General features: G+C 58.7%; 17 protein-coding genes. 9 read left to right on the forward strand and 8 right to left on the reverse strand.

Translation table 11 applies throughout. The features are described 5' to 3' along the window. The first annotated feature begins 64 nt into the window (after nucleotides 1-64). The 3 genes from yjgA (at nucleotide 65) to RF819_RS04315 (ending at nucleotide 2,427) form a co-directional block, all read left to right on the forward strand. Nucleotides 65-718: a ribosome biogenesis factor YjgA gene (gene yjgA / locus RF819_RS04305; protein ID WP_078363831.1), complete on the forward strand. Its 654-nt coding sequence runs from the start codon at nucleotides 65-67 to the stop codon at nucleotides 716-718. Then, nucleotides 715-1,314: a molybdopterin adenylyltransferase gene (gene mog / locus RF819_RS04310; RefSeq protein WP_078363832.1), complete on the forward strand. Its 600-nt coding sequence runs from the start codon at nucleotides 715-717 to the stop codon at nucleotides 1,312-1,314. Before yjgA ends, mog begins: the two co-directional genes overlap by 4 nt. A 96-nt stretch (nucleotides 1,315-1,410) precedes the next feature. After that, nucleotides 1,411-2,427 carry a PDDEXK family nuclease gene (locus RF819_RS04315; protein ID WP_078363833.1) on the forward strand — a complete coding sequence of 339 codons (1,017 nt, stop codon included), beginning with the start codon at nucleotides 1,411-1,413 and terminating at the stop codon, nucleotides 2,425-2,427. A gap of 54 nt (nucleotides 2,428-2,481) precedes the next feature. Here RF819_RS04315 and cysE read toward each other — a convergent pair whose 3' ends face one another. Beyond that, a complete protein-coding gene (gene cysE, locus RF819_RS04320) occupies nucleotides 2,482-3,255 on the reverse strand; it encodes a serine O-acetyltransferase (protein ID WP_078363834.1) in 774 nt (257 codons plus the stop codon). 9 nt (nucleotides 3,256-3,264) lie between these two features. Then, complete coding sequence (locus RF819_RS04325) at nucleotides 3,265-4,050, reverse strand: RNA methyltransferase (protein WP_078363835.1); 786 nt, start codon at nucleotides 4,048-4,050, stop codon at nucleotides 3,265-3,267. Between the two features lie 111 nt (nucleotides 4,051-4,161). On the opposite strand from RF819_RS04325, the gene RF819_RS04330 reads away from it, so the two are divergent. The 4 genes from RF819_RS04330 to bchO all read left to right on the forward strand — a co-directional run bounded on the left by RF819_RS04330 (nucleotide 4,162) and on the right by bchO (nucleotide 8,899). Further along, nucleotides 4,162-5,082: an inositol monophosphatase family protein gene (locus RF819_RS04330; RefSeq protein ID WP_078363836.1), complete on the forward strand. Its 921-nt coding sequence runs from the start codon at nucleotides 4,162-4,164 to the stop codon at nucleotides 5,080-5,082. A gap of 98 nt (nucleotides 5,083-5,180) precedes the next feature. Then, nucleotides 5,181-6,200, forward strand: coding sequence for a magnesium chelatase ATPase subunit I (bchI, locus tag RF819_RS04335; protein ID WP_078363837.1), 1,020 nt, complete (start codon nucleotides 5,181-5,183; stop codon nucleotides 6,198-6,200). Continuing rightward, entirely contained in the window at nucleotides 6,197-7,999 is a 1,803-nt protein-coding gene (locus RF819_RS04340) for a magnesium chelatase subunit D (protein WP_078363838.1), read from the forward strand. Before bchI ends, RF819_RS04340 begins: the two co-directional genes overlap by 4 nt. After that, the gene (gene bchO / locus RF819_RS04345) at nucleotides 8,000-8,899 is read left to right on the forward strand and encodes an alpha/beta fold hydrolase BchO (protein WP_078363839.1); all 900 of its coding nucleotides are present in this window, start codon (nucleotides 8,000-8,002) and stop codon (nucleotides 8,897-8,899) included. On the opposite strand, the gene RF819_RS04350 is transcribed toward bchO, so the two are convergent. The 6 genes from RF819_RS04350 to RF819_RS04375 all read right to left on the reverse strand — a co-directional run bounded on the left by RF819_RS04350 (nucleotide 8,880) and on the right by RF819_RS04375 (nucleotide 15,039). Further along, nucleotides 8,880-9,365 carry a TspO/MBR family protein gene (locus RF819_RS04350; protein ID WP_078363840.1) on the reverse strand — a complete coding sequence of 162 codons (486 nt, stop codon included), beginning with the start codon at nucleotides 9,363-9,365 and terminating at the stop codon, nucleotides 8,880-8,882. The two genes, bchO and RF819_RS04350, sit on opposite strands and share 20 nt — an antisense overlap. After that, nucleotides 9,362-10,555 (reverse strand): geranylgeranyl diphosphate reductase, encoded by a 1,194-nt coding sequence (locus tag RF819_RS04355; RefSeq protein WP_078363841.1) that lies wholly within the window; start codon nucleotides 10,553-10,555, stop codon nucleotides 9,362-9,364. Before RF819_RS04355 ends, RF819_RS04350 begins: the two co-directional genes overlap by 4 nt. Further along, the gene (locus RF819_RS04360; protein WP_078363842.1) at nucleotides 10,552-11,913 is read right to left on the reverse strand and encodes a BCD family MFS transporter; all 1,362 of its coding nucleotides are present in this window, start codon (nucleotides 11,911-11,913) and stop codon (nucleotides 10,552-10,554) included. The genes RF819_RS04355 and RF819_RS04360 overlap by 4 nt, the downstream gene beginning before the upstream one ends. Continuing rightward, nucleotides 11,910-12,797 (reverse strand): chlorophyll synthase ChlG, encoded by an 888-nt coding sequence (gene chlG, locus RF819_RS04365; protein ID WP_078363843.1) that lies wholly within the window; start codon nucleotides 12,795-12,797, stop codon nucleotides 11,910-11,912. Before chlG ends, RF819_RS04360 begins: the two co-directional genes overlap by 4 nt. 66 nt (nucleotides 12,798-12,863) lie before the next feature. Beyond that, nucleotides 12,864-14,258 (reverse strand): transcriptional regulator PpsR, encoded by a 1,395-nt coding sequence (gene ppsR, locus RF819_RS04370; protein WP_078363844.1) that lies wholly within the window; start codon nucleotides 14,256-14,258, stop codon nucleotides 12,864-12,866. Between the two features lie 58 nt (nucleotides 14,259-14,316). Further along, nucleotides 14,317-15,039: a cobalamin B12-binding domain-containing protein gene (locus tag RF819_RS04375; protein WP_143541601.1), complete on the reverse strand. Its 723-nt coding sequence runs from the start codon at nucleotides 15,037-15,039 to the stop codon at nucleotides 14,317-14,319. Between the two features lie 215 nt (nucleotides 15,040-15,254). Here RF819_RS04375 and bchF point away from each other — a divergent pair, with 215 nt between their 5' ends. Further along, complete coding sequence (bchF, locus tag RF819_RS04380; RefSeq protein WP_078363846.1) at nucleotides 15,255-15,785, forward strand: 2-vinyl bacteriochlorophyllide hydratase; 531 nt, start codon at nucleotides 15,255-15,257, stop codon at nucleotides 15,783-15,785. After that, nucleotides 15,782-17,068: a ferredoxin:protochlorophyllide reductase (ATP-dependent) subunit N gene (locus RF819_RS04385; RefSeq protein ID WP_078363847.1), complete on the forward strand. Its 1,287-nt coding sequence runs from the start codon at nucleotides 15,782-15,784 to the stop codon at nucleotides 17,066-17,068. The genes bchF and RF819_RS04385 overlap by 4 nt, the downstream gene beginning before the upstream one ends. Nucleotides 17,069-17,071: the final 3 nt, after the last annotated feature.

Raw genomic sequence — 17,071 nt, forward strand, 5'->3', positions numbered from 1 at the left:
GGCTGCGTGACTGGCACTCAGGTCCGTTTGGGTTTATTCATAGCGGCGGCTATGATACTTGGCTATGTCAAGAAAACTGAAAAAAGGCTATTTTGTGCGCGGCGAGTTTGTGGCCGAGGGCAGCGAGCGCGATATTGAGCTCAAAGCCGAGCTCAAAGGCACCGACGATCTGAGCCGCACCGACCTCAAGCGCGAAAGCACCGAGCTGCAAAAACTCGGTGAAGCGCTGCTGACCCTGCGCGCCGATCTGTTGGCGCGTCTGCCCCTGAGCGACAAGTTCCGCGATGCGATTGCGGACGCCAAACGCATCACCAACTTCGAGGGCAAACGCCGCCAGATGCAGTACATCGGCAAGATGATGCGCAAGCTCGAACCAGCCGAGGTGGATGCGGTGCGTGCTGCCCTGGACGAGCAGGCCAATGGCTCAGCTGCTGAAAATCTGGCGCTGCACCAGGCCGAGCAATGGCGCGACCGCCTGATTTCGCAGGACGATGCCGCAGGCCAGTGGATTGAGCAGTACCCGACCACCGACACCCAGCAATTGCGCGCCCTGATCCGTCAGGCCCGCAAAGACGCGGTGCCCGAAAAACCCGGCGCTGCCGTGCGCCATGGCCGCGCTTACCGCGAGATTTTCCAGCTGGTGCGTGAGGCCCTGGGCGCCATCCCCGACCCGGACGCCGATACCCCACCCTTTAGCGCCAGCAACGAGGCATCGTGAGCACGGGCTCACCCTACCCACCGGTCAAGATCGGCATCGTGTCCATCAGCGACCGGGCCAGCAGCGGTGTTTACGAAGACAAAGGCCTGCCTGCCCTGCAAAGCTGGCTGGCACGCGCCCTCAAAAACCCGCTGCAGTTTGAGCCGCGCCTGATCCCGGACGACCAAGCCACCATTGAAGCCACGCTGATTGCGCTGGTGGAAGCCGGTTGCGCCCTGGTGCTGACCACCGGCGGCACCGGCCCCGCCCTGCGCGATGTGACACCCGAGGCAACGCTGGCGGTGGCACACAAGGAGATGCCCGGTTTTGGTGAACAGATGCGCCAGATCAGCCTGGCTTTTGTGCCCACCGCGATCCTGTCGCGCCAGGTGGCCGTGATCCGCGATCAGACACTGATCATCAACCTGCCGGGTCAGCCCAAGGCGATTGCCGAAACGCTGGAAGGCTTGAAAGACAACGACGGCAAGCAGCGGGTGCCCGGCATTTTTGCCGCCGTACCCTATTGCATCGACCTGATTGGTGGGCCCTACCTGGAAACAGATGCAGCGGTGTGCCAGGCGTTCCGGCCAAAAACCGCTATTCGCACATTTTCATAAGAAATGTGCCGCTAGCCCTCTTAAAATAAGGGCTGATAGCTCCTATAACTATAGTCGTTTCACTGCTATCACAACCCCTCAATAAATCGCATCATCATGCCGATCTACCGCTGCAACAAGTGTGGATTCATTGCTGAAACCGTCCCGCTGCTGCCTGACAGCAAAATCCCTTGCGCACGCTGCGCCCACCCCAGCAGTGTGTATGACACGGTTTTTTTCGCCGAGAAGCTGGTTGAAAAGTATTTTGCTGCCTTGCGCGAGATCGAGGCGCTGAAGGCGGCTGACCAGCCCGCAGCACCCGCCAACCCCATTGCAAGCAGCCCGGCACCGTCGGCCATCCCGCCCGCCATGCCTTTGAACCAGCTCAACATACACAACACCAGCCAACTGGCCACCGCTGAGCAACATCTGCCGCTCCAACAGTGGTTTGCCGCCCGCCAGATCGAGGCCCGGTTTGACCACGCAGCCGTTGATACCACCGGCTTTTTTGACGACGCCGCGCGGGCTCTGAGTGACAACTTTGCACTGTATGGTGAACTGCTCAATCGCATCCGCTGGGCCTACCGCAACAGCCACAGCAACGTCAATCTGGAACTGGCCAACCTGAGCCAGAAGGACGCACAGGCGCTCAACAACCTGTGCCGCCAGTTTCACAGCCACTCGTTGTTTGCCACTTACCGTTACCAGAAAGTCGAAAAAATCGTCCGCCTGGGCTTGCAGACCGCTCCCACGGTGCGGCAGTTTTTTGAGGGCGGCTGGCTGGAGTGGTTTGCTTTGATCACGCTGCTTGAGCAGCTCAAAACCAAGAACCGTGTCTTTTCATGTGCCCGGGGTGTGAAAGTGGTGTTTGCCAACGACGACCTGCATGAGATCGACGTGATGGCGCTGGTCAACGGCCAGACACCGGTCTACATCGAATGCAAAACCGGTGAGTTCCGCCGCGAGATCGACAAGTTTTTGCGGCTCAAAAAACGCCTTGGAATTCCGCGCCAGCAGTTCATCATATGCGCCAGCGAGCTCAGCGCCGAACAGGCTGCCGGGCTGTCGGCCATGTACGAGCTGAACTTTGTGAACCACGACACACTGGCTGACAAGCTGCAGGCCATTCTCTGACTTTTTCGGCCTTAGCCCTTGTCCAAAAAGAGCTGTTAGCCACAAATACTGAAGCTATTTACCCACCAGCTGGGTGAGTTTGTCGGCCTCAAAATGTTCGGCCAGGGTGGCGTCGCCGGGCACACAGTTGGTTTTGTCGCGGCTGGCCTGCAAGGTGTCGATGGCTTTCCACAACATTGCAATCTGGTGTTCGTGGCTGGACGCGTTGTCGATCAAACCGCGCATGGCCTGGCTCAACGGGTCGTCGCTTTGGGTCACACCGTAGGCAGAAAAACCCATTTTGGAGGCAGCCTCTTCGCGTTTGACATCGAGCTCAGCCTGGATGATGCGCGCCGGGTTGCCCACTGCCGTGGCACCAGCTGGCACCGGTTTGGTCACCACCGCGTTTGACCCGACCTTGGCGCCGTCACCCACGGTGAAGCCTCCGAGCACCTGGGCACCCGCGCCCACCACCACACCGCACCCCAGCGTCGGGTGGCGTTTGGCGCCCTTGTAGAGCGAGGTGCCGCCCAACGTCACACCCTGGTAGATGGTGCAGTCGTCACCAATTTCGGCGGTTTCCCCCACCACCACACCCATGGCATGGTCAAAAAACACGCGGTCACCAATGGTGGCGCCGGGGTGGATTTCGATGCCAGTCAAAAAGCGGGTGATGTGGGAGACAAAACGCCCGAGCCATTTCAAACCATGCGTCCAGCAGGCATGGGCCAGCCGGTGCAGGATGACCGCATGCAAGCCGGGGTAACAGGTCAACACCTCCCAGGTGCTGCGGGCAGCCGGGTCACGTTCAAGAATGCACTGGATATCGGATCGGATTCGGGACAACATGGTTTGAGTCTAGTGGGATTCAGGCAAGGGCGTGGACGGCGCGGCCTTGAGCATCATTTTGGCCATGCCACGCAGGATGTGGATTTCTTCCTGGGTGACACCGGCACGGTTGAACAGCTGGTTGAGCCGGGGCATGAGTTTTTTGGGCGCCTGCGGGTCGAGGAAATCAATCGCCACCAGTGCCTGCTCCAGATGCGCCAGCATGCCTGCCACCTGCGCCGCATCAGCCAGGGCGGGCGCGGCCGTGGCCGATTGCACCGGGTAGCCGCCCAGCGCCTCGCGCCAGTCATAAGCAATCACCTGCAGCGCTGCAGCCAGGTTCAGCGAGCCAAACTGCGGGTTGCTCGGGATGCTCAGGCACACATGGCAGCGGTACACATCCTCGTTGGCCATGCCAAAACGCTCCGAGCCAAACAGGAAAGCCACCCCAGAGTTGGATGCTTTTTCGGCCTCCAGCCCTTGTTCTGATTGGGCTAGCAGCTCCTGTTTCACGAGCGACTGGAAATGCTCACGTGGCCGCACCGTGGGTGGACCAAAGTCGCGCGGGGTCATGGCGGTGGCGCACAGGTGGCTCATGCCATCCAACGCCTCATCGAGCGTGTCGACAATGCGGCAGTTCTTGAGCACATCGGTGGCGCCGCTGGCGCGCTGGATGGTTTCCTCACGGCGCAGCACATTGGCCCAGCGTGGCGCCACCAGCACCAGATCGTCAAAACCCATGGTTTTCATGGCGCGCGCGGCGGCGCCGACATTGCCGGCATGGCTGGTGTTGATCAGGATGAATCGGGTCTTCATGGTGGGCCGTTAAAATAGACCGATTGTCGCTGCCCCACGAGGGTGCTGCGCCACTCCACAACTCACCATGCAGACTTGCCAAAGAGCCCGCATGGTCACTACCGAGCCACCATGAACTCTCCGAATCTGCACCCAATGATCAATGTGGCGGTGAAAGCCGCCCGCGCTGCCGGGGCCATCATCAACCGCGCCGCGCTCGACGTGGAATCCGTGCGGGTCTCGCAAAAACAGGTCAACGACTTTGTCACCGAGGTCGACCAGGCCTCCGAGCAAATGATCATCGAAACCCTGCTGGGCGCGTACCCGGGCCACGGCATCTGGGCTGAAGAGTCCGGCCGTGAACACGGCGCACGTGATTCCGAGTTTGTCTGGATCATCGACCCGCTGGACGGCACCACCAACTTCATCCACGGCCTGCCGGTTTACTGCGTAAGCATCGCGCTGGCTGTGCGTGGCAAGGTGGAACAAGCCGTCATTTACGACCCCAGCCGCAACGACCTGTTCACCGCCACCAAGGGCCGTGGCTCTTACATGAACAACCGCCGCATCCGGGTCGCCAAACGCAACCGGCTGCAAGAGTGCCTGATCTCCACCGGTTTCCCCTACCGCCCCGGTGATGACCTGCCCAGCTACCTGCGCATGCTGGGTGACATCATGCAACGCACCGCCGGTGTGCGCCGCCCCGGTGCCGCTGCACTCGACCTGGCCTATGTGGCCGCTGGCTTCACCGACGGCTTTTTCGAAAAAGGCCTGCAACCCTGGGATGTGGCCGCTGGTTCGCTGCTGGTCACCGAGGCGGGTGGTCTGGTCGGCAACCTGTCGGGTGACTCGGACTTCATGGAACAACACGAATGCCTGGCAGCCAACCCGCGCATCTACGGCCAGATGGTTGGCCTGCTGGGCAAATACAGCAAGTTCGCTGGCGCCGGTGACAAGGCAGGTGTACGCGCTGCGGTGGCAGAAATGGCCGCCGCCAGCGCCGATGAAACGCTGCCAAGCAAGCCCACAGACGAAGCAGACGCTGATTTTTGACACCAGCCGGGCTGCAAAAGCCGCAGATGTCAACCCAGATTGACATATCATGTCGAGTTGAGACAGAAGCAGATCAGAGTTTCTTTTTTGGACATCTCATGGCACTCACTTTCCCTTTTGCAGCAATCGTCGGACAAGAAGAAATGCGGCTGGCCATCCAGATGCTGGCCGTCGATCCCACCATCGGTGGTGTACTGGTCCTGGGTGACCGGGGCACCGGCAAATCTACCGCCGTGCGGGCACTGGCGGACCTGTTGCCCCCCATCAAAGTAGTCAAAGACTGCGCCTACGGTTGCGACCCGGCAGGCAGTTCCTTGTGTGAAGCCTGCCAGACCCAGGTCGGCCACAAGTTAAAAACCGAGACGCGCGCGGTGCCGGTGGTCGACCTGCCGCTGGGCGCCACCGAAGACCGTGTGGTCGGTGCACTGGACCTGGAAAAGGCCCTGTCGCAAGGCATCAAGAAGTTTGCCCCAGGCCTGCTGGCCCAAGCCAACCGTGGCTTTTTGTACATCGACGAGGTCAATCTGCTCGAAGACCACATCGTTGACTTGTTGATCGACGTGGCGGCCTCCGGCGAAAACCTGGTGGAACGCGAAGGCCTGAGCGTGCGCCACCCGGCGCGTTTTGTGCTTGTTGGCAGCGGCAACCCCGAAGAAGGTGAATTGCGGCCCCAGTTGCTGGACCGCTTTGGCCTGTCGGTCGAGGTGCGCACACCACAAGACCTGGACCTGCGGGTGCAGGTGGTGCGCCGTCGTGATGCGTTCGAGCGCAACCCAACGGCCTTCCGCGCCGAATGGGAAGACGCCAACACCAAGCTGCGCCAGCGCATTGTGCGTGCCAAAAAACTCATCCAGAACCTGCAGGTGTCAGACGATCTGCTGATGTCTTGCGCCACCTTGTGCCACAAACTCGGCACCGATGGCCTGCGCGCCGAGCTGACGCTGTTGCGTGCCACCCGCGCTTACGCCGCACTGCAGGGCGACAAAGTGGCCGAGCGCAGCCACTTGCGCGCCATCGCACCACTGGCCCTGCGCCACCGCTTGCGCCGCAACCCGCTCGACGACACCGGTTCCGGTACGCGCGTGCAGCGTGCCATGGATGAGGTGCTGCCTGCATGAACACCCCCGGCCTGTCACAAGCTGACCAGGCTTGGCAGGATGCACAGCTGGCGCTGATGGCGCTACAGGTGGACCCGGTGCGCCTGGGTGGCATCTGGTTACGCGCCGCACATGGCCCGGTGCGGGACAACTGGCTGCAGCTGCTCAAGGCCTCCTCACTCAAGACCTTCCGGGTACCCGGCCAAGTCGATGATGAACGGCTGCTCGGAGGCATGGACCTGGCGGCCACGCTGCAAACAGGCCAGGTGGTGCACCAGCCGGGCCTGCTGGCACAAGCCCATGGTGGCGTGATTGTGCTGCCCATGGCCGAGCGCCTGCCCTCCAAGGTCAGTGCCCACATTGCCCAGGCGCAGGACAAGGGCCAGGTGCATGCGACCCACGCCCACATCACCAGCCTGGCGCAGTTTTCAGTGATTGCGCTGGACGAATCCGAAGAAGACGAAGCCTGTGCAGCCCAAGGATTGACCGAACGGCTGGGCCTGTGGCTGGATTTGCGCGATGTGTCCATGGCGCAAAGCAGCAACACGCTGGAAGCGCTGGGGCAATCTGAGCTGCAGGAAGCCATTGGATTGCTGCAGCAGATGCAAACCAGCCACGAACAGGTAGAAGCGCTGTGCCAGACCGCACTCGCGCTGGGTGTAGACAGCTTGCGCCCGCCCCTCATGGCGCTGCGCCTGGCCTGCGTCTGTGCCGCGCTCGAAGGCCGTGACGCGGTCGAGCAAAGCGATCTGCAGCTGGCGGCCCGACTGGTGCTGGGTCCACGTGCCACCCGCATGCCCGCCCAAGCTCAGGACGAGGAACAAGAGCCACCACCCCCCGAAGAGCCGGAAGAACCGCCGCCGGAACAAGAACCCGAGAGTGACCCACCCGAGCCACCGCCAGAAGACGAGCAGGAGCCCGAGCCACCCCAGGAGGCACTGGAAGACGTGTTGCTCGCCGCTGCATTGGCCAGCTTGCCACCCAAGCTGCTGGACCGCCTGCTCATGGGCAAAGCCAGTACCAAGGCAGCGCACGGGCTGGGCAACAGTGGCCAGGCCAAGACCAGCAAGCTGCGTGGTCGGCCACTGACACCGCGACCCGGCAAACCCAGTGCGGGCGCGCGTCTGCACGTGCTGGCCACACTGGTGAACGCAGCACCCAAACAACGCCTGCGGCAGAACAACCCAGGTTCTGGGCGTGTGGCCATTCGCAGCGACGACTTCCATGTGCAACGTTACGCCCAACAGACACCGTCCTGCCTGATTTTTGCGCTCGATGCCTCCGGCTCGGCCGCACAACACCGGCTGGCCGAGGCCAAAGGTGCGGTGGAACTGCTGCTGGAACAGTCTTATGCCCGGCGCGACAGTGTCTGTGTGATTGGTTTTCGGCTCGCCACAGCCCAGGTGCTGCTGCCCCCGACACGCTCGCTGGTGCGCGCCAAACGGGCGCTGGGCGGCCTGCCCGGTGGTGGCGGTACACCGCTGGCCAGCGGTATCCAGGCGGCTTTGTTGCAAGCCCAGATGCTGCACCGCGCTGGTTCCACCCCGATGCTGGTGATCCTGAGCGACGGTCGCGCCAATGTCAGTCTGGCCGGCACCGGTGGCCGAGCGCAGGCGCGGGAAGATGCCCAAACCTTGGCACAGCATTGGCGCCTGACGGGTTACCCCTCTCTGTGGATCGACACTGCGCCACAACCTGAACCACAGGCCCAGAACCTGGCCAATTTGATGGGCGCCAACTATTTCCCGATGCCCTATGTCCAGGCGCAACGTATGGCGTCGGTGGTGCAAGACCTGAGTGCGCAGGTGCGCAGAGCCTGAATGGCCCTCTGGGACACGTTCTACCCGCCCATGGACTGGGAGGCCAACCGCAAGAGCTGGCCACACACCTCACACAGCCGTTTTGTCACAGTTCATGGTCAGGTCTGGCATGTGCAGACCTTTGGCCATGGCCCGGTGCTGCTGCTGTTGCATGGCACCGGTGCATCGACACACTCCTGGCGCGACCTGGTGCTGAGCCTGGCTAAACACCATACCGTGATCTGCCCGGATCTGCCCGGGCATGCGTTCAGCTACTGGAACACCAAAAAGAGCAATTCGCTCGACCACATGGCGACCAGTCTGGCCGACCTGCTGAACCATTTGAAGTTATGGCCAAGTGCCATCATCGGACACTCGGCAGGTGCGGCAGTGGGGGCGCAACTCATCCTCAAACATGGCAAAGGCCCAACCCCCACGCTGATCGGCCTGAACCCGGCTTGGTTACCTTTGACCGGTTTGGCCAGTTGGCTGTTTCCGCCAACCGCCAAATTGCTGGCCCTCAACCCTTTGTCAGGCGTGTTGTTTGCCAAGCAGGCAGCCAAACCAGCGGTAGTGCGTAATTTGTTGCAAAGCACCGGATCACATCTGGACGAGGAGGCACTGAGTTACTACCAAAAGCTGTTGCAAACACCGTCACATGTCAGGGGTGTTTTGGCCATGATGGCCGCCTGGCGGCTACACCGGCTGGCACAGCAGTTGCCGCAACTGACTGGCCCGGTCTTCATGCTGTTGGGGGCAAACGACCGGACCATCCCGGCGAGCCTGGCCGCTGCAACCATGAAGCTCTTGCCCAACACCACCAGCCGAACCCTGGCTGGCCTGGGTCACCTGGCCCACGAAGAAGCGCCAACTGTCGTGAGCGAACAGATCCTGGAGTGGGTTAAGCAAACGGCCCGTTGAGCGCAATGGTGGTCCAGTTCAGGACACCAGCCGCACTCACCCAGGCCAGGTAAGGCAAGATCAAGATGGACGCCCAGCGCGATTCACGCCACAAGAACCACACCAGTGAAAACACCGAGAGCCACAAGGCGACCCACTCGACCATGGCCCAGTCAGGCCGATGCAGGCCGAAGTAGAGCGCACTCCAAAGCATATTGACCAGGGCATTGACCACAAACAGGCCCAACACAAAGCGCTTTCGCGCCCTGGTGGGCGCAGCAGTCCAGGCCAATGAGCCGCTGAACACCAGCAAAAAGAAGATCACCGACCAGATCACCCCAAAAGCAGCATCTGGTGGTTTCCAGGACGGTTGTTTGAGTGAGAAATACCACGGGCCCAGGTCAGTCAGCCAGGAGCCAATGCTGGCTGTGCCAAAGCTGAAGACAAAAGCAATGAGCAGGGTTTGCCAACCTCCAAAACGCTTCATACGCGGGCGAAACCCAGCAAATGCGCCAGGTCTTTGAAGAAGATACGGATATGGGCCATGGGTTTTTTGCGTACCAGTTTTTTGTTCATGTAGGACTCAAAGGTCAAGCGCTGCACATCGGGGTCTTCACAGACTTTGACAAAACGCTCACGGCGTTTGTCATTCTGGTACCAGAAGTACTGCAGCAGACCAAGAATCCAGAAGACCCGGCCATGCTCTTTGAGAAACTGTTTGCGGGCCAACTTCAAACAGGCTGCATCACCTGTTTTGAGGGCTTGTTGAACCGCTTCTGCCACCATCCGTCCACAAGCCATCGCGTAATAAATCCCTTCACCCGAGGCGGGTGCCACCACCCCGGCGGCGTCGCCAGTGAGCACAATGTCGCGGCCATTTTCCCAGCGCGGCAAGGGTTTGAGCGGAATCGGAGCTCCTTCACGGCGCAGGGTTTCGACCTCGCTGAGGCCCGCGATCTCGCGCAGTTTGCCCACCGAACCACGCAGTGAAAAGCCTTTGTCAGCGCTGCCCGTGCCCACACTCATGGTGTCACCATGGGGAAACACCCAGCCATAAAAGTCGGGCGAAATCGGCCCCTGGTAATAAACATCACACCGCTCGGGATCATGTGTCGGGTCCTGCAACGGCGCACGAACGATCTCGTGGTAAGCAAAAACATACTTGGTCCGGTCAGCACCTTCGATGTGCTGGCGAGCGATTTCAGATCGCGCTCCGTCGGCCGCCACCACCATGCGGGCACGCACGCTGTCGGGCTCACCCAGTCCCTGCGCCGTCACTGGATTGAAATGCACGCGGGCGACACCATCGGCATCACGGGTGATCTTGTCACACAAGGCGCGCAGGCGCGTGGCGCCATGGGACTGGGCACGTTCGCGCAGCCATTCGTCAAAGCTGTCGCGGTTGACCATGGCCACAAACCCGTTTTCGATGTGAATGTCCACCCGGTTGTCTTTGGGCGAGATCATGCGTGCGCAACGCACCTTGGCCACCAGCAAGTGATCTGGGATGTCGAAGTCCTTGATCAGCCGCGGCGGAATGGCGCCGCCACAGGGTTTGGTTCGACCTTGCCGATCCATCAGCAACACCGACCAACCTTGCCGAGCCAGATCATCTGCGGCCGTTGCCCCAGAAGGCCCTCCGCCAACGACCACCACATCGTATTGGCTTGTACTCATGACTGCACCCTTTGCAACTCCGTTGAAAAATAAGCTGGGGCTTGCTCAGCCACGACACCGTTGCGATTCACCAAAATAGCGCACCACGCCGACAACGCAAACATCACAGCCGCAAAACCAAAAACCGATGAGTAGGCCAGCCCACTGGAGGCCATGAGCCAGTGCGCCATGTCGCTGGCGGCGGTGCCCAGCAGACCACCCAGCCCAAAAGCAATCGCTTGAGCAGCACCCCACAAGCCCATGCGGGTGCCCTCATTGCCATGGGCACCCTGGGTGGACAAACGCATCATGGTGGCAATGGCTGCAATGGAAAAGGCGCCGTTGGCAACACCCAGCACAACAATATTGAACTTCAAGGGCCAGTTGTTTCCTTGCACACCTGCCATCGCCAAACCCACCATGGCAAACGCAGAAAGCACACAGCCCCAGACCATCCAGCTGTGAACACTGCCCAACCGACCCTTGACCCGTTCCCAACCGACCAAGGCCACCCACAACATGCCCGCCAATACTGCGCCGTGCTGAAAACCAGCCAACTGCGTGGTCTGCCCGGGTGTCATGCCAAACACATCACCGGCAAAAGGCTCGAGGATCAAATCCTGCGCGCTGTAGGCCAGCATGGACAAGAACACAAAGATGGTGAAGGTTCTGGCCTGAGGCTCACGCCAGACCTGAGCAAGTGTTTCCTTGAACTGGCGGGCTGAGCGTTCACCCGACGCAGCATTGGCAGGAGCGGCATCGGTACCTTCGGCAACCTTTCCTTCAAGTCCCCACAAACTCAATGCGGCCACAGCGACCACAAGCAGCGCCAGACCGGCAGTCACACGAATGAGTTGCTCGGGCGTGTAGGGATCAATCAACTTGCCCACCGTGATGGCCGTCATCGCAAAGCCAAAAATCATCATCATCCAGACCAGAGTGGCTGCGGGAGCGCGCCGACTGTCAGGCACGCGCTTGGCCATCAACACCAACAAGGAGGTGCCGCAAGCACTCACACCGAGGCCGATCATGGAAAACGCCAGAACACACAGGGCCAAACCCAGACCAAACGTGGTTTGCATCAGAACCGTGGCCACCGATGCCAACACCCCACCCAGGGCGAGCACGATCACACCACCCAACATCCAGGGAGTACAGCGTCGCCCCTGGTCCGCGCCAAATCCCATCCGTGGCCGAACCATCTGCACCAGATAGTGCAGCGCCACCAAAATACCTGGCAACAGCGCTGGCAGCGCCAACTCAACCACCATGATCCGGTTGAGCGTGGATGTCGTGACCACCACCACCGCCCCCATACAGGCCTGCACCAAACCCAGTCGTGCCACATCCAGCCAACCAAACACACGTGTTGAACTCATGCTGACACCTGGTGAAGGAAATGCAACGCCCAAGCACTGACCATCATGCCGGACACATACAGAGGGACGCCGAAAGCACTGAGCATCAAAGCCTTGTCAATCGGCTGACGCACAAAAGACAGCATCAGAGGGAGTTGTGCCAGCACAAGCGCCAAGACACCTGCAGCATGCCAAGGCTGCGACCAGGACACCAACAGCCCAACCACCACCAGTTGCGGAACAAGCATGATGACGCAGGCAGCCTGAGCGGCCCCCAGTGGACCAAGTTGTACAGGCAATGAGCGCACGCCCATCTGCTTGTCACCTTCAATGGCCTTGAAATCATTGAGCGTCATGATGCCGTGCGCCCCCACGCTGTAAAGCAAAGCGAGAAGCAGGGACTCAACATGTGGCAAGGCGCCACCCAGCATCACGGCACCACCGGTGACCCAGGCCAGACCTTCATAACTCAAAGCACAGGCCGTGTTGCCCCACCAGCCATTGAGCTTCAGACGAAAAGGGGGGGCACTGTAGGCCCAGGCGAACAACAACCCCAAGGCGCAAGCCCAAAAGCCCCAAGTGCCCAAGCCCCAGGCCCAGATCAGGGACAAAACAGTCCACAAGACAGCAATATAGAGCCCCCAGCGACCCGGCATACGCCCGGACGGAATAGGCCGGTTGGGCTCATTGATGGCATCCACATGACGGTCAAACCAGTCATTCACGGCCTGACTGCTGGCACAGACCAACGGCCCGGTCAGCACCAATCCCAGACAAATGAGTCCCCAGTTTGCGCTGAAGCTCTGTGCAGAGGCCACAACACCGCATGAAAAAGCCCACATGGGCGGAAACCAGGTAATCGGTTTAAGCAGTTCAGTGACTGTGGAAAGCGAGGGTCGAGCCATCTGAAGATTTTGACCCAGACGCAAAAGATGTCAACTAATACTTACACTTTAGTTGTCAAATATCAATCAGTGAATGCTGTTGACCTCCATGTCACTGACCATCTCAAACCGTCGCAACTTGACATAAAGACTTTGCCGGGACAACCCCAGCATTTCTGCCGCAGATGCGCGATTGTTCTTGGTCAATTCAAGGGCGGACTGGATACACATCTTTTCGATCATGTCCACGGTCTCTCCCACAATGTCCTTCATTGGCATGCGCCCCACCAGTTTGGACAGTTCAGCAACCGAACTCACCATGCCATTGGTGACTGGCGTTTCCTTGACACGGATCCGCTCAACATCACGGATGTAAAAGGCGTAGTACGCCTGATCGGTATTAAGGGTCAGCGCGGAAATTTCCACAGCAACGGTTGAACCCGCCATCACACGCAGTTCAGTCGAGAAATTCTTCACAAGTGTCTGTGAGCGCAAGTTCGTCAGCAACACGCCCCAGTCAACCCCCCCGCGCACCAACCAGTTCTCCAGAGGTTGGCCTGCCAACTGCGATAGTGCGGTCACCCCCAGCATGGTCATCAATTCTGCGTTGGCAGACTTGATAATCCCCGCTCTGTCAGTCAGGGCAAATCCGTCAGGGGAATGTTCAAGCGCTTCACTGAAGAGCAGTTGCTGGTCCGCCGCTGAAGTTGGCTTGGCAACCATGCCATGAGGCAAGAGGCGCATCAGGAAATGCGGTCCACTTTCCTGCCGGAAGACAGAAGCAGAGACGGTGCAATCGCCCGTGGCGCCAACAAATCTGGCGCGGCACATCTCAATGCGACCCGTAGCATGTGCCATGCGCAACAAAGACTGAATCTCGTCCCTGTAAACCGTCTCAAAACACTCGGTGATGTCGCGGCCAACCAGCTTCTTGTTGTTGTCTTTGACGAAGACCTGTGCACTGGAGTTCGCATCCAGAACTCGGAAGCTCAGACCATCCACTAACAAGACGGCCTCATTGCCCGTTTCAAAGAGAATGCGGTACTTGGTCTCAATGTGCCGAAGTCTTAGATAGTCTCGCTCAATAGACTGCTGAGTCTCGATCAATCGCCGCTGAAGAATCGCAATGGCCTCCATATCGCGTCCCAGCGCCAGAACCCGACCATCGTCGCCCAGACTCATCACGGCATACTGCATTGGCAGATCCGTGCCGCTGCCTGTGCCGTGGTTCACATGACGCCAGCGCAACTCTTCACTGGCACTGCACGAGGCCAGCATTTCCAGAATCTTGCCCCGGCTTTCGCTGGTCACGACACTGCTCCAGGAACGCCCCACCCAAGACTGGCAGCCCAATGCAAGCAACTCTGATTTGCGGACAGATATGTCCTCGATCACGCCGTCTTTGTCAACGATCAGTGCGACATCAAAGGCCACGCGCACCAGCCGATCAAAGGCCTCCCCTGACAAATTACCGAGCTTCATTTGGACATCTTGATGAGGTTGAATTCGTCGACTCAGATACTTCAGTCACACACATAGTTCAAGCTGCCAGTTCTAACCTTTTGATGTTTTGTCGAGCAAGTCGCTGCGATACCCGCGCGTCACCGCCGATCAAATCAGCGCCTAACACGGCTGCCAAACCAGGATTTAAATCCACCATGGGTCCGCCAATCATGATCTGCACATTGGGATTGAGTGACACCTGTCGGGTTTTCAGGATGAGCGATCTCAAGGCAGGCCATCCTCGGTCAGAACAGATCGAAAAACCGACCACCTCGAACCACTGTTGAGACAGCTCTTTCACCACGTCAGATTCTGATTCAGGCGCAACGCTTGACACTTTCCATCCTTCACGCCGAAAAAATTCAGCCACCATGATCGAGCCAAAACCATGCTGGGAGTTGGGTGTGGAAAAGAAAATTGCCCGGTACCCGTTGAACTTCTGGTTAGCTCGCTGTAAGAATTGGGGACTAAGCTCATAGAGAATCTGCTGCAGGTTGTGGACGCCTATTGTGACCTTGACGAAGTCAATCCGATCAGACAACCACCACTCACCCAAAAGGCGTGCAGCGGCGGCAAGTCCATCCAAATAGATATCTTCAAGTTCAATGCCTGCGCCTAGCCAAGCATGAACCTCGGTCAGTGCAGCGTCATATTGGCAAATACACGCCTCAGCCAAAACCTCTATATCGCGCAGGCCCAAAACGCCAAGGCCTGCCCTAGCCCGAATTGAAGACATATTTTCCTGCTGAAACAGGCCCACACCGCAATCACCACGCTCTCTCTGAGAGCAGTGATTGAGCGAGACTCTCACACATAGCTACGCCAGCAGTTTCAACCTGGAAAGTCTTAACTGTGTCTATAGAAACATTTTACTGGGAAACCCCAGCAATGTAAAAAAAATAATACGTCAAGTTATGTTGACACTTTACACAGCACCAGCTACAGTGACCGCTTGAAGTTCTTTCATCAGAGCACATGTCAAATCCAGTCTCAAGCCACAAGATGCTTTACAGCCCCGAGGAGAAGCGCCGCAGAGATCAGTCGATCTGGACGCTGGTACAAGGCGTTCTAGCCCCCCTGCAGTTCCTGGTCTTTCTGGTCAGTTTGGCGCTCGTTGTCCGTTGCCTCATGACAGGTGAAGGCGAATCCGCTGCGCTTCTGTCTGTGGTCATCAAAACATTGACGCTCTACACCATCATGCTGACCGGCTGCATATGGGAGAAGGTGGTGTTCGGTCAGTACCTGTTTGCACCCGCTTTTTTTTGGGAAGACGTCTTTAGCATGCTGGTTTTGGCCTTGCATACAGCGTATCTCTATGCTTGGTGGACCGGTGCCATCACGCCCTTGCAGCAACTTTGGCTAGCAATGGCTGCCTACGCCACTTATTGCATCAATGCGGGGCAGTTTTTGCTGAAGCTCAGAGCTGCCAGGCTTCAAGCTGAAGGATTGCGAATTGCTGAAACTGATCAAGCCCAGCTCAACGTTCGAACGGAAGGTGTGGCGTGAATCCGGTGATTCCTATCCGCAGCGCAGAAACCTTGGGCTGCGCCAACACCGCTGTCATCTCTGAAAAGGGTCAAAGACAAGTCTTTTGTGGTCTCACTGGCATTATCTGGCTGCACCGCAAAATACAGGACGCGTTCTTTCTGGTGGTGGGATCACGCACTTGCGCGCATTTGATCCAGTCAGCTGCTGGCGTCATGATTTTTGCAGAACCACGCTTTGGCACAGCGATCATCGACGAACGCGACCTCGCCGGTATTGCAGATGCCAACGATGAGTTGGACCGTGTGGTATCTGAGTTGCTCGCCCGCCGCCAAGACATCAAGTTGCTCTTTTTGGTCGGATCCTGCCCTTCTGAGGTGATCAAACTCGACTTATCGCGAGCTGCAGAAAGACTCTGCAAGCAACACATGCCGCACACCCGGGTTCTCAGCTATTCAGGCAGCGGCATTGAAACCACGTTTACCCAAGGCGAAGACGCCTGCCTTGCTGCATTGACAGAAACCTTGCCTGCTAGAACCTCTCAAGGCAAACACCTGCTGATCGTGGGCACCTTGGCTGATGTGGTGGAAGATCAGCTGAGCCTATTGCTTCGCAAAATGGGCATTGACCATTTCGACTTCTTTCCACCCCGCAGAAGCACGACACTTCCAGCCATTGGGCCAGAGACCGTATGTGTGCTGGCTCAGCCCTTTCTCGCTGACACAGCAAAGCAACTTGAATCAAAAGGGGTGAAGCGTCTGGAAGCGCCCTTCCCGCTCGGCGCGGAAGGCACCACCCAATGGTTGCAGGTGATCGCCCAGGCGTTTGCCATTGACCACACTCGGTTTGAAGAGGTCACACAGGCCCCACGCCAAAGAGCGGAGCAATCGGTAGCGCGTCACCGCACGCAGCTGCAAGGCAAAAGCATCACCTTCCTGCCCGATTCCCAGCTTGAGATACCGCTGGCCCGGTTTGTTTACCAAGAACTTCATATGAAGTTATTGGAAGTCGGCACACCCTACCTGCATCGCCAGATCATGGCCCCTGAGCTTGAACAGCTGCCTAGCAGTACACGTTTGAGTGAAGGTCAATCACTGGAGTTGCAGTTGGATCGATGTGATGCAGACCAGCCCGATTTGATCGTCTGTGGTCTTGGCTTGGCCAACCCACTCGAAGCAAAAGGGTTCACCACCAAGTGGTCTATCGAACTGGTGTTCACTCCTATTCAAGGGTACGAGCAGGCGGGGGACTTGGCAGCCCTGTTCAGCCGACCTTTGGCACGCAAACTCAAACTAGTCGCTTAGACA

The organism is Rhodoferax fermentans, assembly GCF_002017865.1.
Classification (GTDB): Bacteria; Pseudomonadota; Gammaproteobacteria; order Burkholderiales; family Burkholderiaceae_C; genus Rhodoferax; species Rhodoferax fermentans.